Annotated in this window: 26 protein-coding genes; 6 read left to right on the top strand and 20 right to left on the bottom strand. The window is 58.2% G+C overall.

What is annotated here, in order from left to right:
• Positions 1 to 3: 3 nt before the first annotated feature.
• Positions 4 to 933 carry an RNA polymerase sigma factor gene (locus tag AC1Q5O_RS15520; RefSeq protein WP_492564070.1) on the bottom strand — a complete coding sequence of 310 codons (930 nt, stop codon included), beginning with the start codon at positions 931 to 933 and terminating at the stop codon, positions 4 to 6.
• On the bottom strand, positions 926 to 1,873 hold the full coding sequence (locus AC1Q5O_RS15515) for an alpha/beta hydrolase (protein ID WP_492564068.1): 948 nt from the start codon (positions 1,871 to 1,873) through the stop codon (positions 926 to 928). Before AC1Q5O_RS15515 ends, AC1Q5O_RS15520 begins: the two co-directional genes overlap by 8 nt.
• Positions 1,874 to 2,089: 216 nt before the next feature.
• Here AC1Q5O_RS15515 and AC1Q5O_RS15510 point away from each other — a divergent pair, with 216 nt between their 5' ends.
• The 3 genes from AC1Q5O_RS15510 to AC1Q5O_RS15500 all read left to right on the top strand — a co-directional run bounded on the left by AC1Q5O_RS15510 (position 2,090) and on the right by AC1Q5O_RS15500 (position 3,897).
• The gene (locus AC1Q5O_RS15510; protein ID WP_223615792.1) at positions 2,090 to 2,641 is read left to right on the top strand and encodes a fasciclin domain-containing protein; all 552 of its coding nucleotides are present in this window, start codon (positions 2,090 to 2,092) and stop codon (positions 2,639 to 2,641) included.
• Between the two features lie 102 nt (positions 2,642 to 2,743).
• Positions 2,744 to 3,049, top strand: a complete 306-nt coding sequence (locus tag AC1Q5O_RS15505) for a putative quinol monooxygenase (RefSeq protein WP_288194560.1) — start codon at positions 2,744 to 2,746, stop codon at positions 3,047 to 3,049.
• 185 nt (positions 3,050 to 3,234) lie between these two features.
• Positions 3,235 to 3,897 carry a histidine phosphatase family protein gene (locus AC1Q5O_RS15500; protein ID WP_492564065.1) on the top strand — a complete coding sequence of 221 codons (663 nt, stop codon included), beginning with the start codon at positions 3,235 to 3,237 and terminating at the stop codon, positions 3,895 to 3,897.
• Positions 3,898 to 3,961: 64 nt separating this feature from the next.
• On the opposite strand, the gene AC1Q5O_RS15495 is transcribed toward AC1Q5O_RS15500, so the two are convergent.
• The 7 genes from AC1Q5O_RS15495 to AC1Q5O_RS15465 form a co-directional block, all read right to left on the bottom strand.
• Positions 3,962 to 4,279, bottom strand: a complete 318-nt coding sequence (locus AC1Q5O_RS15495) for a cupredoxin domain-containing protein (protein WP_492564064.1) — start codon at positions 4,277 to 4,279, stop codon at positions 3,962 to 3,964.
• Positions 4,280 to 4,288: 9 nt separating this feature from the next.
• Positions 4,289 to 4,813: a DUF4142 domain-containing protein gene (locus AC1Q5O_RS15490; protein WP_346307777.1), complete on the bottom strand. Its 525-nt coding sequence runs from the start codon at positions 4,811 to 4,813 to the stop codon at positions 4,289 to 4,291.
• 87 nt (positions 4,814 to 4,900) lie between these two features.
• Positions 4,901 to 5,593: an RNA polymerase sigma factor gene (locus tag AC1Q5O_RS15485; protein WP_492564061.1), complete on the bottom strand. Its 693-nt coding sequence runs from the start codon at positions 5,591 to 5,593 to the stop codon at positions 4,901 to 4,903.
• 164 nt (positions 5,594 to 5,757) lie between these two features.
• Positions 5,758 to 6,459 carry an arsenical resistance protein ArsH gene (gene arsH, locus AC1Q5O_RS15480; RefSeq protein ID WP_492564763.1) on the bottom strand — a complete coding sequence of 234 codons (702 nt, stop codon included), beginning with the start codon at positions 6,457 to 6,459 and terminating at the stop codon, positions 5,758 to 5,760.
• Position 6,460: 1 nt separating this feature from the next.
• Positions 6,461 to 6,883, bottom strand: coding sequence for an arsenate reductase (glutaredoxin) (arsC, locus tag AC1Q5O_RS15475; protein ID WP_492564060.1), 423 nt, complete (start codon positions 6,881 to 6,883; stop codon positions 6,461 to 6,463).
• The gene (locus AC1Q5O_RS15470; protein ID WP_492564761.1) at positions 6,883 to 7,287 is read right to left on the bottom strand and encodes an ArsR/SmtB family transcription factor; all 405 of its coding nucleotides are present in this window, start codon (positions 7,285 to 7,287) and stop codon (positions 6,883 to 6,885) included. Before AC1Q5O_RS15470 ends, arsC begins: the two co-directional genes overlap by 1 nt.
• A gap of 123 nt (positions 7,288 to 7,410) precedes the next feature.
• Complete coding sequence (locus AC1Q5O_RS15465; protein ID WP_403181397.1) at positions 7,411 to 7,932, bottom strand: hypothetical protein; 522 nt, start codon at positions 7,930 to 7,932, stop codon at positions 7,411 to 7,413.
• 221 nt (positions 7,933 to 8,153) lie between these two features.
• Here AC1Q5O_RS15465 and AC1Q5O_RS15460 point away from each other — a divergent pair, with 221 nt between their 5' ends.
• Positions 8,154 to 8,585, top strand: coding sequence for a Ros/MucR family transcriptional regulator (locus AC1Q5O_RS15460; RefSeq protein WP_492564058.1), 432 nt, complete (start codon positions 8,154 to 8,156; stop codon positions 8,583 to 8,585).
• A gap of 254 nt (positions 8,586 to 8,839) precedes the next feature.
• Here the strand turns inward: AC1Q5O_RS15460 and AC1Q5O_RS15455 are convergent, their stop codons facing one another.
• From AC1Q5O_RS15455 to AC1Q5O_RS15430, 6 genes are all read right to left on the bottom strand, one after another.
• Positions 8,840 to 9,598 carry a FadR/GntR family transcriptional regulator gene (locus tag AC1Q5O_RS15455; RefSeq protein WP_472459840.1) on the bottom strand — a complete coding sequence of 253 codons (759 nt, stop codon included), beginning with the start codon at positions 9,596 to 9,598 and terminating at the stop codon, positions 8,840 to 8,842.
• A 1-nt stretch (position 9,599) separates the two neighbouring features.
• On the bottom strand, positions 9,600 to 10,577 hold the full coding sequence (gene yjfF / locus AC1Q5O_RS15450) for a galactofuranose ABC transporter, permease protein YjfF (protein ID WP_223615809.1): 978 nt from the start codon (positions 10,575 to 10,577) through the stop codon (positions 9,600 to 9,602).
• On the bottom strand, positions 10,574 to 11,590 hold the full coding sequence (locus tag AC1Q5O_RS15445; RefSeq protein WP_492564055.1) for an ABC transporter permease: 1,017 nt from the start codon (positions 11,588 to 11,590) through the stop codon (positions 10,574 to 10,576). The genes yjfF and AC1Q5O_RS15445 overlap by 4 nt, the downstream gene beginning before the upstream one ends.
• Positions 11,587 to 13,104 (bottom strand): sugar ABC transporter ATP-binding protein, encoded by a 1,518-nt coding sequence (locus AC1Q5O_RS15440; RefSeq protein WP_492564054.1) that lies wholly within the window; start codon positions 13,102 to 13,104, stop codon positions 11,587 to 11,589. Before AC1Q5O_RS15440 ends, AC1Q5O_RS15445 begins: the two co-directional genes overlap by 4 nt.
• Before the next feature lie 76 nt (positions 13,105 to 13,180).
• Entirely contained in the window at positions 13,181 to 14,137 is a 957-nt protein-coding gene (gene ytfQ, locus AC1Q5O_RS15435) for a galactofuranose ABC transporter, galactofuranose-binding protein YtfQ (RefSeq protein ID WP_426137275.1), read from the bottom strand.
• A gap of 248 nt (positions 14,138 to 14,385) precedes the next feature.
• Entirely contained in the window at positions 14,386 to 15,666 is a 1,281-nt protein-coding gene (locus tag AC1Q5O_RS15430; protein WP_492564053.1) for an O-antigen ligase family protein, read from the bottom strand.
• 339 nt (positions 15,667 to 16,005) lie between these two features.
• Here AC1Q5O_RS15430 and AC1Q5O_RS15425 point away from each other — a divergent pair, with 339 nt between their 5' ends.
• Positions 16,006 to 16,260 carry a hypothetical protein gene (locus AC1Q5O_RS15425; protein ID WP_492564051.1) on the top strand — a complete coding sequence of 85 codons (255 nt, stop codon included), beginning with the start codon at positions 16,006 to 16,008 and terminating at the stop codon, positions 16,258 to 16,260.
• A gap of 21 nt (positions 16,261 to 16,281) precedes the next feature.
• Here the strand turns inward: AC1Q5O_RS15425 and cysE are convergent, their stop codons facing one another.
• The 5 genes from cysE to AC1Q5O_RS15400 form a co-directional block, all read right to left on the bottom strand.
• Complete coding sequence (cysE, locus tag AC1Q5O_RS15420) at positions 16,282 to 17,091, bottom strand: serine O-acetyltransferase (protein ID WP_492564050.1); 810 nt, start codon at positions 17,089 to 17,091, stop codon at positions 16,282 to 16,284.
• 12 nt (positions 17,092 to 17,103) lie between these two features.
• Positions 17,104 to 18,435 (bottom strand): NAD(P)/FAD-dependent oxidoreductase, encoded by a 1,332-nt coding sequence (locus AC1Q5O_RS15415; protein WP_492564048.1) that lies wholly within the window; start codon positions 18,433 to 18,435, stop codon positions 17,104 to 17,106.
• 248 nt (positions 18,436 to 18,683) lie between these two features.
• Positions 18,684 to 20,978 carry a xanthine dehydrogenase family protein molybdopterin-binding subunit gene (locus AC1Q5O_RS15410; protein ID WP_492564046.1) on the bottom strand — a complete coding sequence of 765 codons (2,295 nt, stop codon included), beginning with the start codon at positions 20,976 to 20,978 and terminating at the stop codon, positions 18,684 to 18,686.
• On the bottom strand, positions 20,975 to 21,958 hold the full coding sequence (locus AC1Q5O_RS15405) for an FAD binding domain-containing protein (RefSeq protein ID WP_492564044.1): 984 nt from the start codon (positions 21,956 to 21,958) through the stop codon (positions 20,975 to 20,977). Before AC1Q5O_RS15405 ends, AC1Q5O_RS15410 begins: the two co-directional genes overlap by 4 nt.
• Complete coding sequence (locus AC1Q5O_RS15400; protein ID WP_346305374.1) at positions 21,955 to 22,431, bottom strand: (2Fe-2S)-binding protein; 477 nt, start codon at positions 22,429 to 22,431, stop codon at positions 21,955 to 21,957. Before AC1Q5O_RS15400 ends, AC1Q5O_RS15405 begins: the two co-directional genes overlap by 4 nt.
• 212 nt (positions 22,432 to 22,643) lie before the next feature.
• Between AC1Q5O_RS15400 and AC1Q5O_RS15395 the strand changes: the two genes are divergently transcribed.
• Positions 22,644 to 23,276 carry a TetR/AcrR family transcriptional regulator gene (locus tag AC1Q5O_RS15395; RefSeq protein ID WP_472460136.1) on the top strand — a complete coding sequence of 211 codons (633 nt, stop codon included), beginning with the start codon at positions 22,644 to 22,646 and terminating at the stop codon, positions 23,274 to 23,276.
• The last annotated feature ends 249 nt before the right edge of the window (positions 23,277 to 23,525 follow it).

Here is a 23,525-nt window from a genome sequence, read left to right as displayed (position 1 = left end):
CCGTCATGCTCCCTGCAAGACGGCGGACCCGGCCATGAGTTGCAGGTCGGCCTCCGAGGCGTTTCCAATGACCCACGGGCAGGCATAATAATCTTCGATGCGGTCGATGACCCGACCGGCGACACGGACGCGAACCGGCCACGCGACCTGCCACCGGTCGCCTCGCTGAAAGAGCACGAGCAGGACAGGTTCTCCGTCGATCGCCCCGAACTCCATGGTCCAGGCGTCCGGGTTTCGCTCGTATTCGGCGAAATAGGGAGAGTTTCTGAGCAGGCCGTCAAAGCAGTCTGCGACCCGCAACCGCGCATCGGCGCTGGTGAGGCTGCGCACGCCATCCCAGTCGTGGCGGTTGAAGAGGTCAACATAGTACTGCAAGATCCGCGCGGTGTCGGGATCAAGCGGACTGCTCGGTTCGCCGGCAGGTTCCGCCGGCAAGTCGGCGAGCTTCGCCCGCCCGCGGGAGAGCGCGGATTTGACGCCGCCAACCGTCGAGTCCACGAGCTCTGCGGTCTCTTCCAGCGAATAGTCGAATACATCCTTCAGGAGGACGCAGGCGCGCTCCTTGGGCGGCAGGTGGCCAACCAGCCGTTCGATGGCGCGATGTGCACCGGTCGTCGCCGGCTCTGCAGCGACGACACCAATATCGTCCGAATAGGCGCTTTCCGCGCGCTCGCGCGCATCGCGCCGCCGCAGAAAGTCAATGCAGCGATTGTGAGCGATGCGAAAGAGCCAGGGTTTTAGCTTGCTGGCATCGTCGAGGGTCTCGATCTTCGTGTAGGCCTCGAACAGCGTCTCCTGCATGAGATCCTCACCGTCGAGCCGTGAACCGGTCATGCGGGCGCAGTAACGATGCAGTTGGGCGCGGACGTCCGATACCGTCTCGAGGAAGGCTCGATACTGCGCGTCGAATAAGCCGTTCGGTCGCTCAGGCATGTCCCTCACCCGCCCCATCTTGGCTTTCACCGGGTGTTGCTGCGGTTCCGGTCAGGCCGAGCTTGGGGCGAACCCATTGTGCGAACCGCTCTATCGCGTCGTCGGCTTCGGGCGCGCGGCCAGCCATCATCTGGAACGAGTGCAGCATACCCGGAAATATCTCCAAGCGCACCTCGACACCGGCGTCCTTCGCGCGGTCGGCGAGCGCCCGGCTGTCGTCGAGCAGGGTTTCGTCTCCGCCCACCTGCAGATAGATCGGCGGCAGGCTCATGAGATCGGCAAAGATTGGGCTGGCGAATGGATGCCGTGCATCAGCCCCTCCAAGGACTTGCGATGCCAGCATATCCACGGTCGCCTTCTGGAAGAAGACGTCCTTCTCGCGGTTCGCTTCATAAGAAAGCCCGCTTGCCGACAGATCATGCCAGCCTGAGATACTGAGGATCGCGGCCGGCAAGGGACGTCCCGCATCACGGAGTCTCATCGCGGCGGCAATGATCAGGCCCGCGCCAGCGGAATCGCCCGCACCTATAGTATGCTTTGGCCTGATACCCTGCTCGCCCAGCCACTCGAACGCGGTCACGGCCTGCTCGATTTGGCGCGGGAACTTGCTCTGAAACGCATAGTCGTAAGTGGCAAGCAAAGCGTAACAGCCAATCGCCTTGGCGAGGTGCCCGACCATCTTGCGATGGGTCCAGATCGATCCGCCGACATAGCCACCGCCGTGCAGGTAGAGCATGACCCGATCCTTGGCCGCCCGTTTTGGCTGAACCCACAGCGCTGTCTTGTCGCCGAGGTTCGTCTCGATGTAATCGACGCCGCCCGGTTCCGCCGTCAACACAGACCATTCGGAGACTTCAGGCGGCAATTCGCGACCGCTGCGCCAAGCCTCCGCGAGCTTTTCGTAGTGTATCTTGTTTGCCAGGCTCTGCTTGCTCTCCATGGTAACGCTCCAATTCGTTTGGGAGGGCGATGTCGAGGATGACAGCCCGTCAACAGCCAAGACGGACGAACCCGGCAAAAGGATACGCCGCCGCCGGATCGGGCACGCGTCTTCCCGGTGTGTGTCCCCTTATTCGATCCCTGCTGAAACTAATTTGAAAAGCCGCTCGTAACTCCGCCGCTTCCCAATCAAAGGGAAAAAACAGTGGAGAGAGAAATGTTCACCAATTCCATTCGCCTGGTTGCACTCGCATCTGTGTTGATTTCGGGAGCCGCGTTTGCGGAGAATCCCATGGTCGGCGGTGCACCCATGTACGAAAATAAAAACATTATTGAAAACGCCGTGAACTCCAAAGATCACACCACACTCGTCGCAGCCGTCAAGGCAGCAGGCCTTGTCGAAACTTTGCAGGGCAAGGGTCCCTTCACCGTCTTTGCACCAACCAATGCAGCATTTGACGCGCTGCCCAAGGGCACGGTCGAAACCTTGCTGAAACCTGAAAACAAGGACAAGCTTACCAAGATCCTGACTTGCCATGTCGTCGCCGCTAATGCGGATTCGAAGGCCATCATGAAGATGGTCGATGATGACAAGGGCGCGCACCCGGTAAAGACCGTTGGCGGTTGCGTGTGGACCGCAAAATACAAGGGTGACAAGCTGACTTTGACCGATGAAAACGGCACGGTTGCCAATGTGACGATCGCCAACGTCAAACAGTCAAACGGTGTCATTCACGTCATCGACAAAGTTCTGTTGCCCAAGATGTAAATCCGTTTCCGGTTCCCGGTACGAAGGGAACAGTCGGCTGGCCCCTGCCAATATGATATGAATAGGGGCCAGTTTTAACGGACGGCAGGAAAGGACAATCCTATGGTAAAATACGGTCTCTATGTCTCGCTTGAAGCAAAAGCAGGCAAGGAAGATGATGTGGAGTCTTTCCTCATTGCAGGGCTGGCCATCGTCAACAAGGAGCGTGATACGGTATCGTGGTTTGCTGTGCGCAGCGGTCCATCGGCATTCGCGATCTTTGACACATTCAACACTGCCGGTGCGCGCGATGCGCACCTTGCCGGCGATCTCGCCAAGCTGCTGATGGGACGGGCTGACGAACTCTTTGCCACTCCGCCCGATATTCAGATGGTTGATATTCTGGCATCAAAACCGTCGGCCACCTGAAAATCGGTTCAGCCCCTATATCGCGCAAGTCTCTGCGCGCTCCAGTTGCAGGTCCAATGGGCACGAAGATGCTGTTCGGGCCATTCTGGCCGAACAGCATATGAAAACCTGATCGCAGCGCATAGAATGGAAAAACGGACAGGAGATGAGCCGCATCTTGAATGCGCCTAGCGAAGGAAACGACAATGCCCCAGGGAGTTTTCTCCATCATGCAGAACAAATACGCGAGGTGTCTGGCTCTGGTCATGACGATCCTGATCGGCTCGAACGCATTGCTCTGTGCCAGCGGATTTGCTTTCGAAGGCAAGACGGCCGGTCTCGCCGATGCGACAATTGCCATTATCCGCCATGGAGAAAAGCCGGACAGCGGAACAGGTCTCTCTCCGGCTGGTGAAAAACGGGCGCAGGCCTATAGCGCGTATTTTCAGCACCTGACGCTCGACGGCCATCCATTCCGGCCCGACACGCTGATTGCGACCGCAGATTCCAAGAACAGTGCCCGCGAACGGCTGACCCTGGAGCCACTGAGCCAAGCGCTGGGGCTGCCTATCGATCTGAGATTCGGCAACAAAGATCTGGCTGGCCTTACCAAGGCTTTGAGAACCGAGCCGCACGGCAAATCGGTGCTCATTGCCTGGCATCACGGCAAACTCTCGCAGCTCATCGAAGCATTGGGAGGTGATCCGTCGACGCTGTTACCCGGCGGGCAATGGCCCGACGATGTTTTCGATTACATGGTTGTGCTGCGTTTTGACCACAAGGGGAAACCGATAACCGGTTCTGCCGAGCTCATCCATGAGGACTTCGCCAATCCGCCCGGACAGATCGGCGCTATGACGTCTCATTGACCGGTTGTTCCCGGCGCCAAGGACCGCCGGGGTCCGTCCGGTTATTTTTCTGCAACCTCCAAAACTAGGGAGTCACAGCAATACGCCCCTTCATGTTGGGATGAAAGCGGCAATAGAAATCAACCGACCCTGCTTGCTCAAGCTGGAGCGTTGCCGCTTTGCCGGAGGAGATCACGACATCCCATCCGTCTTTCACTGTTGCCGTATGATCCACGATATCCTTGTTGATCCATTCGATCCTGTCGCCAACTTTTGCGGTGATGACGGCTGGGGTAAACACCATTTTCTCGATCGTGACCCGTATGGTTTCCGCCCTGGCAGGAATGGACCCCATACCCAGTATCAGGACAATCGAGATCCACGCCTTGAGTTGCGACGCCATCGGTCTGCCCTATTTGAGCCCGGCCGCGACATGTTCGGCGTGCTGCTCATGCCCCTGGAAGATCTTCAGTCCGGTTTCCAGCAGGCTTTTAAGCTCGGCATTTTTTGCTGAAGGAATGAGCAGGGTTTCAAGCGCGCCATTGACCTGCTTGTGATAGGTCACCTCGTTGGTTACATAGGCCTTGTCAAAGGCGGTACCATCGAACTTGTCCAGCTTGGCGCGTTCGGCGGTGGCCGCCTTGACGAGCGAACGGCTGGTGTCGTTGTCCTCGGGTGTGACCTTCAGCTTTTTGACCAGTGCGAGAGCTTGCGTGTTGACCGCTTCATGATCGCGCACCATGTCCCTGGCAAAGGCAACAACGTCCTTGTTTTTTGATTTGGCAATCGCCTGTTTCGCAGCTTCGATATCGATGATGCCTGCCGTATAGGCAATGTGCGCAATTTGCGGGTCGGTTGGCTTGTCTGCCGCATGAGCGAGCGAAGCGCTGCCCAACAGGGAAAGAACAGCCAGGGCCGTCATTGTTCGAGAGAACATAATACCTCCTTCACCCGGAGGAATGTCCGGGTCGTTTTTTCAACTGACAGCCATTTGATGTTGAACAGCGAAAAAGGTTCCCGGAGCTCACTCGAGAAAGCCGAGCTGTTTCATGACTGCGGCTGTCAAACGGGCGCAGCGCTGTCCAGCGAATGGAAAGGCATCCATCAAGACCGGGCCGATCTGGTCGTCCAACTGTTTGCGTACGAGCGCACGAGCGCGATGCAGACGCGTCTTGACCGTCTCCACTCTGATCCCGAGCACCTCCGCTGTCTCCTCCTGACTGAGCCCCTCGATCACGCGCGCGATAAAAACAGTCCTGTACACGTCGGGAAGAGCATCGGTTGCCCTTTCAACCATTTGTAAAATCTGCCGCTGTGCCATTAACCGCTCCGGGTCTTCACCTGTTTTGATGGGAAACGGGATGATCCGCGTGTCTGAATTCCGGCTCGCCGAAGTAGCAAGATCCGGCGCACGCCGCTTTTTGCGCAAACGTCCCAAAGCTTCATTGATGACAATGCGGGAAAGCCAGGTTGCCAGTGAGGATTCACCCCGGAACTGGTCGAGATGAGAGAAGGCAGAGCAATAGGCCTCCTGAACGATATCCTCGGCTTCGCTGTCATCCCGAATGACGCCGCGGGCAATTCGGTAAAGCCGGCGATTATGCGTCCGCATTATTATGCGGAAAGCATCGGCATCCCTGATCAGCGCCCGTCGAACAAGTTCGACATCGTCCCCATGACCGGATGGGGAAACTGTCTTTGCCGGTAATACCATCATCCTGAACTCCTCTGGCCATCATAGATGATATTTGCGGCAAAAGGTTCCCGGCGTCTTGGGCCTCAGATCAATATGGGCCGAGACATTGAGGAAGCCTGAATGCTTCCAGCACCGGCACGGAGCAAGGTATCGATGTGATGGACATCAGCCCGCCAGATGATGCGTTAAACCGCCGACTTCAGCGCGACTCTCTTTTCAAGCGCCGCCGCATCTTCCTTTCGCTCACTGTAGCGATCGGTGAGATAGCCGGAGATATCACGCGTCAGCAGCGTGAATTTGACCAACTCCTCCATCACGTCGACAACGCGGTCATAATAGGCGGACGGTTTCATGCGGCCGTTTTCGTCAAACTCCTGATAGGCCTTGGCGACTGACGACTGGTTGGGGATGGTGATCATGCGCATCCAGCGGCCGAGCACCCGCATCTGATTGACCGCATTGAATGATTGCGATCCGCCGGATACCTGCATGACCGCCAGCGTCCGCCCCTGCGTGGGACGGATCGCGCCCATGGCTAGGGGTATCCAGTCGATCTGCGATTTCATCACCCCGGTCATCGCACCGTGCCGTTCGGGACTGGTCCATACCTGCCCCTCCGACCACAGCGAGAGGTCGCGCAGCTCCTGAACTTTCGGATGATCAACCGGCGCATCGTCAGGCAAAGGCAGGCCAGCCGGATTGAAAATCCGGGTTTCGGCGCCGAAATGTTCCAGCAGGCGCGCTGCCTCCTGGGTCAGAAACCGGCTGTAGGACACTTTTCGGAGGGAGCCGTAAAGCAGAAGGATGCGCGGACGGTGTGCCGAGAATGGTGCAGACAGCCTTTCAGCGTCCGGAATATGCAGGACGCTCGACGCGACATTGGGCAAATCAGACAATGCGCTTTCCCTCACTGTCGATGACGATTTCGCCGTCTTCCTTGGCGAAGGCACCTTTTTGCGGGCTCGGCAGGATATCGAGGACTGCTTCGGATGGCCGGGCAAGACGCACGCCCTTTTTCGTAACGACAAAGGGACGATTGATCAGGATCGGATGGGCCTCCATCGCGTCCAACAGCTGCTCGTCATTCAAGGACAGGTCATCCAGCCCCAGTTCCGCATAAGGCGTTCCCTTTTCGCGGATGGCCTCGCGCACGGTCAGCCCTGCCCTGCGGATCAGGTCTTTCAGCTCCTGTCGGGCGGGCGGCGTCCTGAGATACTCGATGATGGTCGGCTCGATGCCCGCATTGCGTATCAACGCCAGGACGTTGCGGGACGTGCCACAGGATGGATTGTGATAAATGGTGACGGTCATCAGACGGTCCTTTCTGCTTTGACCATGATCGCATCAGACCGGGCGCGTTCAGGCATTGCGTTTTCCTCGGGCGGGCAACAGGGAACAATGTCGGCGATAAGCGGTGCGCAAATGTCCGGGTGCCCTGCGCAACAATCTTTCAGGAGATAACTGATGGCCGCACGCAGCTTGCCGAAATTGGCTCTGTAGATGATGGAACGGCTTTGGCGCACCGATGTGATCAACCCGGCGCGTGACAGGATCGCGAGATGTGTCGACATGGTATTCTGAGGAACGTCGAGAATACGGGCGATTTCCCCGGCAGCGATCCCCTCCGGCTCATGCATCACGATCAGCTTGAACGCATCCATGCGCGAGGGTTGAGCGAGAGCCGAAAAGGCCTCGATGGTGTTTTCTTTTTCCATATATCCAGATTTACAGATATATTGGATCACTGTCAAGAACAGTGACGTGCCACGCAGGAACTCCATCGCCCGACGAGGCCATGGCGTGCTTTAGCAATTCCCGCCGGAAAGGATCGTTCGATGTTACCGCGCGTCCCGCTTCGCTTGCGCTACCTTTGCCGCAGCCCGCTGCCGCCCGCGCTCCATTGGCCGAATCAAGCTTCCAACCTTGGAGTTTTCGATGACCCGCAAACCTTGATGCGCGTGACGCGTGTTCAGCTCAGCGGCATCTTTTCTTGCGCCTTGCTTCATGTTCAATGCTTTGCGCGCATTTTCAATCAGTTCGATACTTGCCGTCAGCCGACGGCGGCGTTCAATTTCATTGTTGAGACGACGCATCGCCATGGCGAGAACCGCAACCTTCAATTGAGAACCGTCGTCTTTGGTCGACGCTGTTGCACCCTTCGGCGCCGCTTTGCCACGCATTTCGCGGCGACGGCGATGCGCCTGCGTTTGGGCTTTGTCCCGCTGCCCGCGCAACAGCTTGACCAAATTGGCCAGTTCCGCGTCGTTCAAGTCCTGCAGCTCAGGATGGTGGGATTTGTCGACAAGGACTCGCTCTTCCGCACTCAAAGCGCGCGCTTCTTCCTTGCGTGAAATGGCCATGCTGTTTCCTCCCATTCTTATCGTTCGCATGAAGCGAACGTGTCGAAATGTGCAATCTTCGGATCAAATCAAAATACAAAACAACGCCGCCTTATAGTTGCATAAAGCCTCCTCGTTTCTGGAATATTTTTCACTTCAATCTTTAATTTTCACCCAATTCAATTTAATGTACTTCGACAAATACTTATATATCCGACAGACACAAAGTCAAAAGGATCATCGTGAAAGACGACCGGAATGACACATTGAAACATAATGTTCTGCTTGTCGAATTGTCAGCCAAATTGGCGGCGGCTTATGTTCGGCGCAGTTCGATACCCTGGACTGAATTGCCCAAGGTCATTACGGAAATTCACGCCGCGCTTGACAAAGTTGCGCTTGAACATGCGCCGCTTCCTGTTGCGCAAAAGGCGGCACCAGCCGTTAATCCGAACAAATCGATATTGGCCGACTACATCATATGCCTGGATGACGGAAAGAAGTTCAAAACGTTGAAACGTCATATTATGAACGAGTATGGATTGACGCCGGAAGCCTATCGCGAAAAATGGAGCCTGGACTCCTCTTACCCGATGGTTGCACCCAATTATTCGACCCGGCGCTCTGCTCTGGCAAAGGAAAATGGTCTTGGCCGAAAACGAATGGGCTTATAGTCGGGGCCCGCAGCTTTATCTGTCTGAAACGTGAATGCCAGAGCGCCAGCCACACCATTTTCTCCCGTCGAAACATAACTAAATATATGGCGCCGTGACTTAAGCCGCCGGAAATGGGACAATCGGGCGATATTATCGCTGAACATTCCGGCTCGAATCCTGATCGTCGAGGATGATCGCGGAACAACCCCATTCTGTGGCGATGCCGCCGGTGCCGTCATCAGGGGGGGGGTGGCCGGGAAGCACTGACAGCATCAATCGGCGTTCTGCACGCCCTTTGTCGCGGCAAGAACGCGTTCCGCACCGTCCTCGATAACCCCGCGCATGGCCTTTTTGGCAGCGCTCACATTGCGGTCCCTGATCGCATCAGCGATGGCCCTGTGGCGCGCCACCGAATAGCTGTGGCGCTCAGGGTTCGGGATCGGCGAGCTGATCGTGAACGTGGTCACCAACGCCACCTCGATGAGCGCGCTGATCGAGCGCATGAAGGGATTGTGAGACGCGTCGGCAATGGCGATATGAAATTGCAGATCGCTGTCAACGAAACTGGATGCGGCTTGGCCCGCCTCCCCCATTCTGTCGACCCATTTATAGAGTGTTTCGAGCTGCGCAGCCGTTCTGCGGCGCGCGGCGAGGCCCGCCGCTTCAGGTTCGAGCGCCAGACGCATTTCCAGAAGGCTCGACAGGAATTCCGGCGTGGGGCCGGCCTCGAAATGCCAGACCAGAATGTCCGGGTCGAACAGATTCCAATGCGATCGCTCGAGCACGCGCGTGCCAATCTTGGCGCGCGGCTGAATCAGGCCCTTGGCCGCCAGCGTCTTCAGTGCTTCGCGCAGCACCGTCCGCGATACGCCGAAGCGCTCGAACAGCTCGGCATCACCCGGCAGGATGCTGTTCTCCGCATAGTCACCGCTGATGATGCGCAAGCCGAGCGCGCGCATGACATGGCCGTGATGCGTGTGCGAATGGCCTGCCGTCCGGAAATCGTAATTTGAAAGGTCGTTGCGTGGCAAATCACCCCCCACTGGTCGCCGTTGTTCTCTTCAGTGACAGGAACACCAATATGCGTTGCAAGGCAATGAACGAGAAGAGAAGGACACCGACAACGATTTTTGTCCACCAACTGGACAGGGTTCCATCAAAGACGATGTAAGTCTGGATAATCCCCTGGATGATCACGCCGATGAACGTACCGGCGATATAACCAACACCCCCGGTCAGCAAGGTCCCGCCGATCACCACTGCCGCGATGGTATCGAGTTCGACGCCGACAGCGGCGAGCGAATAACCGGCAGAGGTGTAAAGCGAAAAGACAATTCCGGCGAGCCCCGACAGGAAGCCCGACATCGCATAGATGCCGATCGTGGTCCTGGCAACAGGCACGCCCATCAGCTCGGCCGACGTGCGGTTTCCGCCCACCGCATAGATGTAGGAACCGAACTTGCTGAAATGCGCGACGACGATACCGACCAAGAATACCAGCACCATAAGGCAACCGATGAAGGTCAGCCGTCCGCCGCCCGGCAACCGGTAGAACAGCCCCTGCAATGCCGTATAGAACGGGTGATCGATCGGGATTGAATCCGTTGTCATCACGAAGCACATGCCTCGTGCCAGAAACATGCCTGCCAGCGTGACGATGAAGGACGGCACTTCAAGGTAATGGATGATCGCGCCCATGCTTGCCCCGAAAGCCGTGGTGATCAAAAGCGCGATGGCAAAGGCAATCAGCGGATGAACGCCATAATGCGTGATGAGGACGGCCAGAAGCACGCCGGTAAAGGCAATCACCGATCCCACAGAGAGGTCAATGCCGCCGGAAAGAATGACGAACGTCATTCCGACAGCGGCAATTCCCAGAAAGGCATTGTCCGTCAGCAGATTGCCGGCAACACGGGTCGAGAACATCGCCGGAAACTGGAAAACACACGCAGCGTAGGCAATGAGGCAGATGAGCAGTGTGGCACAAAGGGGCAAAAGGCGTGTGTTCATTGTCTCTTTCCCCCCTTCGAGCGGAATTCCCCCCTGAGAAATGCCCATCCGCCCAGGGATGAAAATGACTGTGCCAGCAGGATGACAATGATGACCAGCGCTTTCAGGATGAGGTTGTATTCGGGCGGGAAGCCGGACAGCAATATCCCCGTGTTCATCGCCTGAATGATAACCGCGCCGAGCGCTGACATGAGAATGGAAAAGCGGCCGCCAAACAATGACGTCCCGCCGACGACAACCGCGAGAATTGCGTCCAGTTCCAGCCAGAGACCCGCATTGTTGGCATCGGCACCGCGAATATCCGCGGCAATGATGATCCCGGCCAGTGAAGCGCAAAACCCGCAAAACCCGTAGATGACGAGCAGCAGCAGTTTGCTGTTCAGTCCGGCATAGCTGCTCGCGCTTCGATTGATGCCGATCGATTCGATCAGCAGCCCGATTGCCGTGCGCCGGACCACGGCAATCGCCACGACGAGAAGCGAGACCGCGATCAGGATGGGCATGGGAATGCCGGCAAAGGAGCCTGTTCCGAAGAAGATCAGGCCGGGCTCGGTGAAGGTGACAATCGAACCCTCGGTGATCAGCTGCGCAATGCCGCGACCGGCCACCATGAGGATCAAGGTCGCCACGATGGGTTGCAGGTCGAAATAGGCGACGAGAATGCCGTTCCACAGGCCGCATGCCAGCCCCGTGCCGAGGGCGGCAACAATGACGACAGGCAGGGGATAACCGGCGACGGTCATCGTTGCAGCCAGCGCGCCCGAAACGGCCATGACGGCGCCGACCGAAAGATCGACACCGCGACTGGCGATGACAGCGGTCATGCCGATTGCCAGGATGATCACCGGGGCCCCGCGATTGAGGACATCGATCAGGCTGCCGAACAGCCGGCCGTCCTGAAGGCGTATTTCGAAAAATCCGGGAAATGCCAGATAATTGAGAAACAGTATGAGCATCAGCGAAAGCAGCTGCGGCATGGCTTTCGTCAACGCTGCAGTATTCAGACGGATCATGCAGGGGCCCCTTCAGATTCAGCAGCAATCATCTGCATGATGTTTGAGGTCGTGATATCGTCACCGGAAATTTCGCCGCGATGCGCGCGATCCCGCAGGACAACGACACGGGTGCTGTAGGCGACGATTTCCTCAATCTCCGATGAGATGACGAGCAGCGCCATGCCATCGTCGCAAAGCCGGTTGATCAGCGCGATGATCTCCGCATGTGCACCCACATCGATACCGCGCGTCGGCTCGTCGAGAATGAGAAACCGTGGATTGGTTGCAAGCCAGCGGGCAAGAATAACCTTCTGCTGGTTGCCGCCGGATAGAAATTTGATTGGCTTTTCAATATCCGTGGTGCGGATATCGAGCACCTTGACGAATGTGTCGGCCAGGCTGATCTGCTCACGGCTCGACAACCGGTTGAACCAGCCTTTCTGCGCCTGCAACGCCAGGCAAATATTCTCGCGCACGGAAAGGTCGCCTATGATTCCGTCGGACTTGCGATCTTCCGGGCACAGCCCGAACCCGCAGGCGACAGCGTCCTGCGGTGTACGGATGAGCACGGGATGTCCGTCTATGCGGATATGCCCCGTGTCCGCGGCGTCGATTCCGAACAGGATTTTGGCGGTCTCCGTGCGGCCCGATCCCAAAAGCCCCGCCATGCCGATCACTTCACCTTCACCGATATCGAGATCGAACGGCGCAATGCTGCGGCTGCGTCCAAGTCCCTTGAAGGAGAACGGCTTGATGGCGGGGACCGGCCGGTCATGGCGCGTATTGTGCGTTGCGACCGCCAATGCCCGTCCAAGCATCAGGGAAACCAGATCGATCTTTGGAAGTTCCGCAGTCAACGCGCTGCCAGCCAGCTTTCCGTTGCGCAGGACCGTGACCCGGTCACAGATTTCATAGACCTGATCGAGGAAATGCGTAATGAAAACAACACCAAAGCCGCGGGCGCGCAACTGGCGGAGTATGGCAAACAGGATCTCGGTCTCATGGCGATCAAGACTGGCGGTCGGTTCATCAAGAACAAGAACGCGCCCCGACATATCGACAGCGCGGGCGATTGCCACGAGTTGCTGCACAGCCACGGAGTAACGGGACAAATCGGACGAAACATCCAGATGCAGGTCATATTGCGCCAGCAATTCCCGCGCCTGTCTTTCCATCAGCTTGCGGTTGACAAAGCCGAACCGCATCGGCTGGCGCCCGATGAAGAGATTATCGGCAACGGACATATTGGGCAGCAGATTCACTTCCTGGTAAACCGTACCGATACCGAGATGTTGAGCATGCTGCGTATCGCGCATAGCCACCGGTTGCCCGTCGATTTTGATTACGCCGGCATCCGGCTGATGAACACCAGTCAGCACTTTGATCAGGGTTGATTTCCCCGCGCCATTTTCGCCGAGAAGCGCGTGGATTTCCCCCGGCCTGACGGTGAAATCAACGCCATCCAACGCTTTGAAACCAACAAATGATTTGGAAATGCCCTCTACCGCAAGAAGACCGGGTTTGTCCGTCATTGCGCCGTCTCCCCATCAGCAGATTTCCGATCAGTGACCAGCCGCCCGAACGGGACGGCTGGCACGGTGATCCTGATCAGTATCCCAGGCCCTTCTTTTCCTCGTAGACCTTCTTCGGGTCATCGGCCTGTGTGTAGAGCTTCGATTCCGTCTGTATCCACTTTGGCGGGGCTTTTCCGCTGTCCTTGAATGCCTTCAAGGCATCAAAGGCTGGTCCCGCCATGTTCGGGGTCAGTTCAACCGTTGCGTTCGCTTCCCCTTCAGACATCGCCTTGAAAATATCCGGCACCGCATCGACAGACACGACAAGAATATCCTTGCCCGGCTTCAACCCGGCTTCCTTGATTGCCTGGATCGCACCAACGGCCATATCGTCATTGTGCGCATAGAGAGCACAGATATTCTTGCCGCCGTTCTCCGCCTTGAGAAAGCCTTCCATGACTTCCTTGCCCTTGGAGCGGGTAAAGTCGCCGGTCTGGCTGCGGGTAATCTTGATGTTGGAGGCCGAGGCGATTCCGTCCTCGAAACCCTTCTTGCGGTTGATGGCAGGACTTGAACCAACCGTTCCCTGCAATTCAACAACCTTGCAGTCCTTGCCGGCCACCGCTTTGACGAGCCATTCGCCGGCAACCTTGCCTTCGTGGACGGTATCGGACGTAACCGCAGTCAAATAGAGACCGTCATTGGCTGTTTCGATGGTGCGGTCCAAAAGAATGACCGGGATCTTGGCTTCCTTGGCTTCGGCAAGAACAGTGTCCCACCCTGTCGCCACGACCGGGGCGATGAAGATGGCGTCGACACCTTGCGCAATGAAGCCGCGGATCGCCTTGATCTGGTTTTCCTGCTTCTGCTGGGCATCGGCAATTTTGAGATCGACGCCGCGTTTCTTGGCTTCGATCTTCGACACGGATGTTTCAGCCGCACGCCAGCCCGACTCCGAGCCGATCTGTGAAAAACCGACTGTCAAATCAGCCGCATGCGCAGCACCAGCGCACAACATGGCAACCGTGCTGGCAAGCAGAATTCTCTTCATGGAAATCATGACGTCTCCTCCCGAAATTGGTCAAATTTACAAGATCCTCCCAGACCTCCGGCGTATTACTATAATATAGTAATACAAATAACAAGACGGTTTTGAGCCACCACGAAGCGCGCGGTTGCGGTCAGCAGCCGAGGCAAATCAGTCGCGGAAGGATAGCGAGCATGCCAGGTGCCGAAGCGCGAGCGGGGACGCGTCAGCCCGACGGATTGTCATGAAACTCCATCTGCTATCGGGATGGTTTACGTGGGCTGCGCCGACAAGGAACCCGTTGCCACCCTTGGCACGGCACTCTCGATCATGTCCGACTTGGCCTGAAAACGCAGGCCAAAGACGGCGATGAGCAGCGCAAACCAGACCGGATTGCGATTCTGGAAGAAAAGGGTGTCCGTACAGCTCGCAAAAATCACGTAGAGCCAGATACGGGAGAAAAGGCGCGTCAGATGCGGGTTTCCTCCCTGTTCTTCTGCCCGCTCGATATAAAGGATCGGCAGAATTAACAGCCAGACGAAGATGAGTATGAGGCCGGGAATTCCGGCTGAAACGAGCGTATCAACATAGCCATTGTGGGCGGTTCCCGCGTTCAACGCTCCGCTTTCGATCTGGCCGCCGCCATAAATCAGTTCAGGAGCCCCCCAGAACACGTCAAAGCCGTATCCGGTGATCGGCTGGCGCGCCACGGCATTGATCGCAAGCCTCCAGATATCGGTGCGTGTCGTGAATGTCGGGTCTATTCCGACGGAGGACAGCAGCTCGCGCACCGGCTCGAGAAAAGCCGCGCCGACCGTGACGAAGTTGATGGCGATAATTCCGCCCAGGACGATGAGGAAACGCAGCGATCGCAAACGCTCGAACAGGGCTGCGAGAACAAGTGTGGCCGGCAAAGCTGCCGAGGAGGTTTTACCACCGGTCCTGAACAGGAAGTACGTTGACAGGACGACAATGACAACGGCTCTCAGGCGCAGATGGGATGACCATGCGTACAGGCCGAAGAAGACCGATATGACCATCACGCCCGCGGTGATATTCTTGTGCGAGAACTGACCGCGCCAATCGCCTGCCAGTTCCCGTTCGGCAAAATCACCGATATTGTGAATCGCATATTGCGGCCAGACCGTGACGCCCCAGTAGGCGAACCCCAGCATCACCAGGGTGGCCAAACTCAGAAGTGCCGCAAAATGCCGCTCCGATTTTGGCAGGAGCAGGAATATGCTCGCGTTCATGCAAACCAGCGCGCCAAGAATGGCCCTTTTCACGGCAACGTCCGGGTGAAGCGACAGGATTGAAACGAAGATATACCAGATGAAAATTGCCGAAAGCAGAGCGGCTGGCTGCAGGATCATTCGCCGGAGGGGGTGTCGCAAACCGAAGAAGAGCAGCATGGCGGAGAGGAGCAGCATCAACACCTGATAGAGCGCGTCGGAACGCGGATCGGCGGGATTGATGACAGCGCTCAAATCGGGAAATGGAGTCGTGGTAATCCAGAATAGAAAGAATATCCCCAGAAACACAAAGGTGCGCATCAGGGTCTGGCTGACCCGAATGGTGTTTTGCCCTGTATCGTCATGCCCGCCCCCACGTGCGGATGTTGATATTCACCAGCAATCGACCCGGTGTTTTTCCTTGGAACCATCCGCCTCCCGACTATGTTGCAGATTGCGCAATGGGGTCAAGTGCAATGAATAGGCATATTGCAATGGTGTTGTTCAAAAATGACGGGAGCGATCAACCGCCGTCTCTATGCTGGTCCAAGCACCGGTTTGACCTGTCCGAACGCAACGCGATTGTGGCGGTAATAATTTTCAATTCTTGCGCGACTTGAAGAAACCCATGTCCAGACACCCCGGCTGAAAAAGATTTCAATGGGAATCGTGATGCATGAACACGGCGACAACAAACCGATGCGTATCGAAGACATTCAAACAATGGCTCCATTGTCCGAATTCGAAATTCGCGAATTGTTCCGGAAAATGTTGAAACTCACCGAAGATGCCCGCGGTGCGACGCCCACCGGCCGTCATGAGCTGGATGTCGTGCAAAATGTCCTGAAATTCTCGATGGCGCGGCTGAAAGAACCTGACAGGCGCGGGATAGCCAACGACAACCCGACGGGATAATCCCATCATCTTCCGCAGAGTTCAGAGCCCGACATCATAAAGAATTTGGTTCATGGAACGGGCGGGCTCTCTTTCCTGCACGCCGCCGATGACCTTGGCGGGAACACCTGCCACCGTTTTCCTGTTTTCGACGGATTTCAGGACAACCGAACCGGCGCCGATCTTGGAATTGACGCCGATCTCGATATTGCCAAGAACGGTCGCACTGGCGCCGATGAGAACGCCATGGCGCACCTTGGGATGCCTGTCTCCGATGTCCTTGCCCGTACCGCCCAGCGTCACGCCCTGCAGAATGGAAACATTGTCTTCGATCACGGCCGTCTCGCCGACGACGATGCCGGTGGCATGATCAAAGAAGACACCCTTTCCCATGCGCACGGCGGGATGAATATCGACCTGCAGAACACGTGACGATCGCGATTGCAGGAAAGCAGCCATATCCTCCCGGCCGGTATTCCATAAATGATGGGCAAACCGGTGGACCTGGATCGCGTGGAACCCTTTGAGATAGAGCAGCACGTGCAATGCGCTCCTGGTGGCAGGATCGCGCTCAAGGACAGCGCTGACATCCGCCTCCATTCCGGACAATACCGCGCGGTTCTGCTTCAGCACGCCGCTGAACAGATCCCATAGTTTTTCGCTTGTCACGACCGGGCTGGCGAGAACATCCGCCAGCTGCTGGCACAGCGCATCCTCAGGATTGTCGAAGCGCAATACCGCGTGCTGCAGAAACGCGGAAAGCGTCGGTTCGCGCTCGCTCACCGTCGCTGCCTCTGTAAGAATACGCGACCACAGTGCGCGCTTTTTTGAAACTGCCGTTGCATTGGTCATTATGCACCACACTCAAAATCCGGTGATCGGCGTTATCTTGGACCCGTCACTGAAACGGGAAAACCGGAAAGCCGCCGCGTCCACCACCGGCGCGCGCCCGGTCACGATATCGGCCATCAAACGCCCGGCAGCCGGTCCTATGCCGAACCCATGGCCGGAAAAGCCCGTGGCGATGTGAAAGCCGGGGATTTCGTCGACGGCCGAAATGACAGGTATAGCATCAGGCGTGGCGTCGATATAGCCGGCCCAGCGCTGGGCAATCTCCGCCTGATTGAACACGGGAAATGCCGCTTTGAGGCTGTCGAAAAAGCGGTTCGACAGATCGAGCGATGGCTTGGGATCAAGGACCCGGTGATACTCGAACGGGCTCGCCTCATCCATTTTCCATTTGGCCGGGATGCGCGCCTCGTCAAAGAAACGACCGCCCAAGCGAAAGGACAGGGAATTCCATTCCAGTTTCAGTGCCGGCAGGAACTGCCGCGCATAGCGGAATGATTTCGGCACGATATCGACAATGTTCTCATGGCCGGAGGCAATGGTGTATCCCCCGTCCTGACGCTTGCGGATGGCAAAATCCTTGGACCAGAGCGCCGCTTCCGGGCCTCCCTGCAGCGGCTTGGTGCGGATGACGGTGTTCAGCACCTTGAGTTGCGGCAGGTCGATGCCATAGAGGCCGCAAAACAGATTGGACCACGCGCCGCCGGCGAGCACCACCGCGCTGCATCCGATTGTCCCCCGTTCCGTGACAACACCGGATATCTTGCCGCCGGTTGTTTCGATGCCCCGCACGGCGCATTCCGTGAGGATCGATGCGCCTTTGTCGCGCGCCGCTTCGGCGATGGCGGGCGCCGCCTTCTGCGGTTCAGCCCGCCCATCGACGGGCGTATACAGGGCACCTTTCAGGGGCAGATGTCCGCCCGGCAGAAGATCGTCGAGCTCCTTGCCGCTGATCATGCGGCTCTCCAGCTGATAACCCTCCAGATTCTGCAGCCAGCGCTCGTTTTCCTCGTAGGATTTGTCATCCGGCGCTGTGAACAGAATGCCGGCGCGCGTATACCCGGTATCGCGGCCAAGCCGCTGATCAAAACCAGACCACAGGCGCAGCGCCTCCGCCATCAGCGGCACTTCGCGCGGGTCACGGCGCGATATACGCACCCATCCCCAATTGCGGCTGGATTGCTCCTGGCCGATGCCGCCCTTTTCACACAGCGCCACCTTGAGGCCGCGTTCGGCCAGTTCGAGCGCTGTCGAGGCTCCTATGATACCGCCACCGACAACGACCACATCCACCTTTTGCGGAAGGTCTTCGTCACCATGAACGCGCACAACATAAGGGCCAGGCATTGAACAGGTTTCCTCTCACCAACAATCGATCATACAGGTCCACAAGCGTGGCGACGCCGTGGCAGATGCTTTCCAGCCATGCCATTACGCCGCCGCCGCTGCAAGGTAGAGAAGATCGGTTTCCAGAGGAGGCATTGTTTTGCCAATGACCGCCTATCTCCGCAGGAATATGCTCAAACGAGCGTGTTTCGCGCCATGCATGCGCGAAACACATATCGTCAGGTGGGCTTCCTGTTTGCGGACAGGCCTTACAGGAGCTTATCGAGAGTGATCGGCAGCTCCCGGATGCGTTTTCCCGTGGCATGAAAAACCGCGTTCGCTATGGCCGGGGCCACGCCGACGATCGGCAATTCTCCAACCGCCTTGCCACCGAGCACGGAAGCATGATGATCGGGGATACCCACGGAGATCACCTGCAGATCCGGGATATCCGCGTTGGTCGCCACGAGATAATCGCCGAGATTGTTGTTGATCACGCGGGCGTAGCGCGGATCGACGACGCCCTCCTCCAGCAGTGCCTGGCCGATGCCCATGATGATGCCGCCCCGCCATTGGCTTTCGGCCAGCTTGGGATTGTACAGGCGGCCCGAATCAAGCGCCGAAACCATGCGCGAGACACGCACGGTGCCGAAATCCGCATCAACCCGTACCTCGACAAAATGCGCGCACCAGCTGTGCAGGGAGTAGCCGCCTTCCGTCGGCGGCTTCATCGCCATCATGGTGGTGAAGTTGTTGTAGCGGTCCTGCGTGTTCTTCTTGTCCTCCGGCAGGGTATCGCGCAACGCCTCGACCTTTTCCTGCCCGATGACACGCATGAAATCGGCGATGGAAATATTGGGCTTTTCACTGCGCGGCGTCGAAATCACGCCATCGGCAATGGTCAGGGTATTGGTCTGCTGATCGAGAAAAGGCGAACTCGGATGATTGAGCGCAAGACCGATCAGCTCATCGCGTGCCGCGTGGGCTGCCTTGTGGACAGCGCCCGTCATCAGGTTGGCAAGTTGCGAGCCGCCGGCAACCGGAGCCCGGGGCAAGGCGGAGTCTCCAAGCTTCACGCGAACCCGGTCAACCGGAATACCCAGAACCTCAGCGGCGGTCTGGGCAAGGATCGTATAGGTTCCCTGCCCCATATCGATGCTGCTGCTCGCGACCTCCGCCGTGCCATCGGCGAGAATGCGGACCAGCGCTTCACCGGGTGTGCGCCGCACCGGATAGGTCCCTGCCGCGACACCCCAGCCGATCAGCTGGTTGCCTTCGCGCATCGAACGCGGCGCCGGCGAGCGCTTTGACCAGCCGAAGGCTTCCGCACCTGCCGCGAACGCCTCCCGCAGCCGGCGCGTCGACCAGGGAATTTTCGCCTCCGGATCTTCCTCGGCATAGTTCAGCAGGCGGATCTGCAGGGGATCGATGCCCACTTCATAGGCAAGCTCATCGATCGCCGATTCAATGCCGAACGCGCTGGGATTTTCTCCCGGCGCCCGCAGGGCACCCGGGGTGACCGTGTTGAGCGGAATGACATTCTGCCGCGAGCTGAAATTGGGCACCGCATACATGATCGCGGTGACAGAACCGAGGGGCTCGACCGCAACGCCGAGCATCGATGTCTCGTTGACGCCGCGCTGCACGATGGAAAGGAGTTTGCCCTCCCTGGTTGCCCCGAGGGCCAATGTCTGACGGGTGGCGGGACGGCCGCCATAGGCCGTGAAGGTTTGCGGACGCGTGACCACAAGCTTCACCGGTTTGCCAAGCATCCGCGCAGCGATCGCTGCAACGGCGCCATGCGGCAGCGACAGCGCTTTCGAGCCGAAGCCGCCGCCGATATAGGGCGAGATCATGCGGACATTCTCGAACGGTATGTCGAACCATTCGGCGTAAGAACGGGCCATGCCGTCGATCCATTGGCTTGGCTCCCATAGCGTGAGGCTGTCTGCCTCCCACTGCGCGATGATGCCGTGCGGTTCGATGGCAACATTGTATTCGCGCGGCGTCCGGTATTCCTGTTCGATCCGCACCGGAGCCTCGGCCAGTGCCTTCTCGGCATCGCCCCGCGACATCGTCATGCGCTCGATCGGCACCCCGTCCCCGGCCTTGGGGTCGTCAAGGCCGTAAACATGCTCCTTTTCCTCATAGGTGACCCTGATGAGGGCGGCCGCGGCCGTGGCCTGCTCCAGGGTTTCGGCCACAACGGCCGCGATGTGCTGGCCATTGAAGCTCACAATCTTCGGCAGCGCCAGAAACGGACCTTCCGGGCCGGGCGTACCGGCCCATGTCGTCGCTGATTTCAGCGGCATGATATTGTCGGGCGTCAACACCAGGAGCACACCCGGCGATGCTTCCGCAGCCCTGGCATCGACGGATGTTACGATACCGGCCGCAATCGTGCTCTGTACCGTTACGGCATAGACCAGCCCGTCGATCTGATGTTCGACCGCGTAGGTCGCACTGCCGGTGATTTTGGCGGGACCATCGAGTCTGGACAGGCGTCCGCCGAGATTGCCGTCGGATGCATCGCCGTGCTTGGCCTTTGGATTGATGAAAGTCATGCCAGACCTCCCAGTTGCAGGACAGCGCGCGTGATCACACGCGGGGCAAGATCGATCTTGTAGTGGTTCGCGCCATGATCAGCCGCGCCTTGCATGGACAGCAGACTGGCCTGACGGACCAGCTCCGGTTCCAGCACCTTGCCGATCAATGCCGCCTCCACCGTGCGGGCCCGCCACGGCTTCGTTGCAACGCCCCCAAGGGCTATGCGCACATCGCGAACCGTCCTTCCGTCGGCAGCCAGTTCCAGCCCGACAGCGGCGCTGGCGGCAGCGAACTCATAGGACTGCCGGTCGCGGACCTTGAGGTAAGTGGAGCGCCGTGTGGCGGCTGATAGCGGTATTGTTACGGAGGTGATGATTTCGCCGCGCTCCATGGCGTGTTCGCGATCCGGATGATTGCCGGGCAGCAGGAAGAAGTCATCGATCGGTATCTCGCGGCTTCCCAGATGCACAACCGCATCAAAGGCAACCAGCGCAACAGCCAGATCGCCCGGATAGGTGGCAATGCAGGCGTCGCTTGTTCCCAGAACCGCGTGATTGCGGGTCACGCCGCCAAGGGCAGTGCACCCGGAGCCGGGACTGCGCTTGTTGCAGGCGGGAAATACGGCCGCATCACGGAAATAGGGACAGCGCGTGCGCTGCAGCAGGTTGCCGCCGATGGTCGCCATGTTGCGGATTTGCGCGGAAGCTGCCAGCGCCAGCGATTGCGTGACGGCCGGAAAGGCGTCCTGCATTGCGGGATGATCGGCCACCTCACTCATGCGGGCAAGCGATCCGATCGATGCCCGGTTCCCGTCGACCTCTATGCGGTCAAGGCCAGTGAGATGCGTGATATCGACGACGGTTTCCGGTTCGGCAACCCCGCATTTGGCAAGATCAAGCAATGTGGTGCCGCCGGCCAGGATCATGCTCCCGGCAAGCGCGGCGGCCGTGCGCGCCTCGTCCGCCGAACCTGCACGCAGATAGGTGAAATTCTTCATGATGCGGCCTCCGCAGCTTCACGGACAGCAGCCACGATATGGGAATAGGCCCCGCACCGGCAGAGGTTGCCCGACATGTATTCACGAATCTCGTTGTCTGATCCCGCATGTCCTTCGCGAATGCAGGCAACCGCCGACATGATCTGTCCCGGCGTGCAATAACCGCACTGAAAGGCATCATGCTCGAGAAAGGCTGCCTGGACAGGATGCAATTCGCCATCTTCTGCCGCGATGCCTTCAATTGTGGTGATCGCGCGGCCCTCGGCCTGGGCGGCAAGTGTCAGGCAGGCGAGCACGCGTTTGCCATCGATATGAACGGTGCAGGCGCCGCACTGTCCCTGATCGCAGCCCTTCTTGGTTCCGGTCAGACCAATATGCTCGCGCAGGGCGTCCAGCAGCGTCACGCGCGGCTCGACGGCAAGCGTCTGCTCCCTGCCATTGATGTTCAGCTTCAAGTCGATTGTTCCGGTCATTCTATTGCTCCTGCTGTAGCGGATGCAGATTCAGTCGGCGGCCCGGGATGCGGACACCTGCCGCCTGCCAGAAAGTTCAAAACCAGCCTATGTGTATGAGAGACATGACACCGGCACCGATTCTGCGATAAGAAGGCAAACGGACTCCACTTAAACGGAGGGGCCTCCGCTTATCTTAAGACCTTGTTGCTCGTGGTCAAGCCCCCATGAGCATGGAGCAGATTTTGGTTGCCAAGCCGCCAGAAAATTCCGAACCAACCCCGTCGGCAGCCAAGGGCATGCGCGCCGATGCGCGACGCAACCGGGAAAAGCTGCTTGAAGTCGCGGCAGCGGTTTTCTCGGAACGCGGCATTGAAGGCTCCCTCGAAGACATCGCGCGGCGCGCCGGTGTTGGCATCGGCACACTCTACCGTCATTTCCCGACGCGCGAACATCTCGTCGAAGTGGTTTACCGCCGCGAAGTCGAGAGTCTCTGTGCGGCAGCGGGCGAATTGTCCCTGAGCCATGCGCCGGATGTGGCTCTCGAGGAGTGGATGCAGCGGTTTGTCGGCTATATCGCCGCGAAAAGAGGCATGGCAAACAGCCTGCGCATGCTGGTCAACACGAACTCCGAACTTTTTGCCGAGAGTTCCGGCATGGTCTCCGTCGCCCTGCGCAATCTCGTGGAAGCGGCGGCACATCAGAATCTCATCCGGCGGGACATCGACAGCACCGACCTGCTGCATGCCCTCTTCACCATCTATTCTATTCCAGACGCTCCCGACTGGCATGAGCGTTCCCGCCGTCTGGTGAAACTGCTGATGGATGGCCTGCGGTGGGGTGCCGGGGCGAAACACGCCCCCTGAAACGGCAGTTTTTCAAGCCTTAATCCGCGCCTCGACAACCGCTCCATCATGTTCCCGCAATCCTCGCATGCAACGATGCGCGGACAATTGGATGTGAGAAGCAATGCCTGCAGTTACAACACCGAGCGCGATTGGGAAGAACGTTCGTTCCCGCGGCTTCCACGACCATGACTGTGCCCGAAATACCGGGTGCCGGGTCCAAGGTCGCGTGCGTGAGATTTGACATTGCCCCTTGCCCCATTGCTCTGT

Source organism: Phyllobacterium sp. MT110 (genome assembly GCF_058792715.1).
Note: the sequence above shows the minus strand (reverse complement) of the source record. Positions and strands in the feature narration are given on the sequence as shown.

What these genes read in the sequence shown, in the direction of transcription:
- AC1Q5O_RS15520 (WP_492564070.1), bottom strand. Translation starts at nt 933, where the DNA reads ATGCCTGAGCGACCGAACGGCTTATTCGACGCGCAGTATCGAGCCTTC.
- AC1Q5O_RS15515 (WP_492564068.1), bottom strand. Translation starts at nt 1,873, where the DNA reads ATGGAGAGCAAGCAGAGCCTGGCAAACAAGATACACTACGAAAAGCTC.
- AC1Q5O_RS15510 (WP_223615792.1), top strand. Translation starts at nt 2,090, where the DNA reads ATGTTCACCAATTCCATTCGCCTGGTTGCACTCGCATCTGTGTTGATT.
- AC1Q5O_RS15505 (WP_288194560.1), top strand. Translation starts at nt 2,744, where the DNA reads ATGGTAAAATACGGTCTCTATGTCTCGCTTGAAGCAAAAGCAGGCAAG.
- AC1Q5O_RS15500 (WP_492564065.1), top strand. Translation starts at nt 3,235, where the DNA reads ATGCCCCAGGGAGTTTTCTCCATCATGCAGAACAAATACGCGAGGTGT.
- AC1Q5O_RS15495 (WP_492564064.1), bottom strand. Translation starts at nt 4,279, where the DNA reads ATGGCGTCGCAACTCAAGGCGTGGATCTCGATTGTCCTGATACTGGGT.
- AC1Q5O_RS15490 (WP_346307777.1), bottom strand. Translation starts at nt 4,813, where the DNA reads ATGTTCTCTCGAACAATGACGGCCCTGGCTGTTCTTTCCCTGTTGGGC.
- AC1Q5O_RS15485 (WP_492564061.1), bottom strand. Translation starts at nt 5,593, where the DNA reads ATGATGGTATTACCGGCAAAGACAGTTTCCCCATCCGGTCATGGGGAC.
- arsC (WP_492564060.1), bottom strand. Translation starts at nt 6,883, where the DNA reads ATGACCGTCACCATTTATCACAATCCATCCTGTGGCACGTCCCGCAAC.
- AC1Q5O_RS15470 (WP_492564761.1), bottom strand. Translation starts at nt 7,287, where the DNA reads ATGGAAAAAGAAAACACCATCGAGGCCTTTTCGGCTCTCGCTCAACCC.
- AC1Q5O_RS15465 (WP_403181397.1), bottom strand. Translation starts at nt 7,932, where the DNA reads ATGGCCATTTCACGCAAGGAAGAAGCGCGCGCTTTGAGTGCGGAAGAG.
- yjfF (WP_223615809.1), bottom strand. Translation starts at nt 10,577, where the DNA reads ATGAACACACGCCTTTTGCCCCTTTGTGCCACACTGCTCATCTGCCTC.
- AC1Q5O_RS15445 (WP_492564055.1), bottom strand. Translation starts at nt 11,590, where the DNA reads ATGATCCGTCTGAATACTGCAGCGTTGACGAAAGCCATGCCGCAGCTG.
- AC1Q5O_RS15440 (WP_492564054.1), bottom strand. Translation starts at nt 13,104, where the DNA reads ATGACGGACAAACCCGGTCTTCTTGCGGTAGAGGGCATTTCCAAATCA.
- ytfQ (WP_426137275.1), bottom strand. Translation starts at nt 14,137, where the DNA reads ATGAAGAGAATTCTGCTTGCCAGCACGGTTGCCATGTTGTGCGCTGGT.
- AC1Q5O_RS15430 (WP_492564053.1), bottom strand. Translation starts at nt 15,666, where the DNA reads ATGCGCACCTTTGTGTTTCTGGGGATATTCTTTCTATTCTGGATTACC.
- AC1Q5O_RS15425 (WP_492564051.1), top strand. Translation starts at nt 16,006, where the DNA reads ATGGGAATCGTGATGCATGAACACGGCGACAACAAACCGATGCGTATC.
- cysE (WP_492564050.1), bottom strand. Translation starts at nt 17,091, where the DNA reads ATGACCAATGCAACGGCAGTTTCAAAAAAGCGCGCACTGTGGTCGCGT.
- AC1Q5O_RS15415 (WP_492564048.1), bottom strand. Translation starts at nt 18,435, where the DNA reads ATGCCTGGCCCTTATGTTGTGCGCGTTCATGGTGACGAAGACCTTCCG.
- AC1Q5O_RS15410 (WP_492564046.1), bottom strand. Translation starts at nt 20,978, where the DNA reads ATGACTTTCATCAATCCAAAGGCCAAGCACGGCGATGCATCCGACGGC.
- AC1Q5O_RS15405 (WP_492564044.1), bottom strand. Translation starts at nt 21,958, where the DNA reads ATGAAGAATTTCACCTATCTGCGTGCAGGTTCGGCGGACGAGGCGCGC.
- AC1Q5O_RS15400 (WP_346305374.1), bottom strand. Translation starts at nt 22,431, where the DNA reads ATGACCGGAACAATCGACTTGAAGCTGAACATCAATGGCAGGGAGCAG.
- AC1Q5O_RS15395 (WP_472460136.1), top strand. Translation starts at nt 22,644, where the DNA reads ATGGAGCAGATTTTGGTTGCCAAGCCGCCAGAAAATTCCGAACCAACC.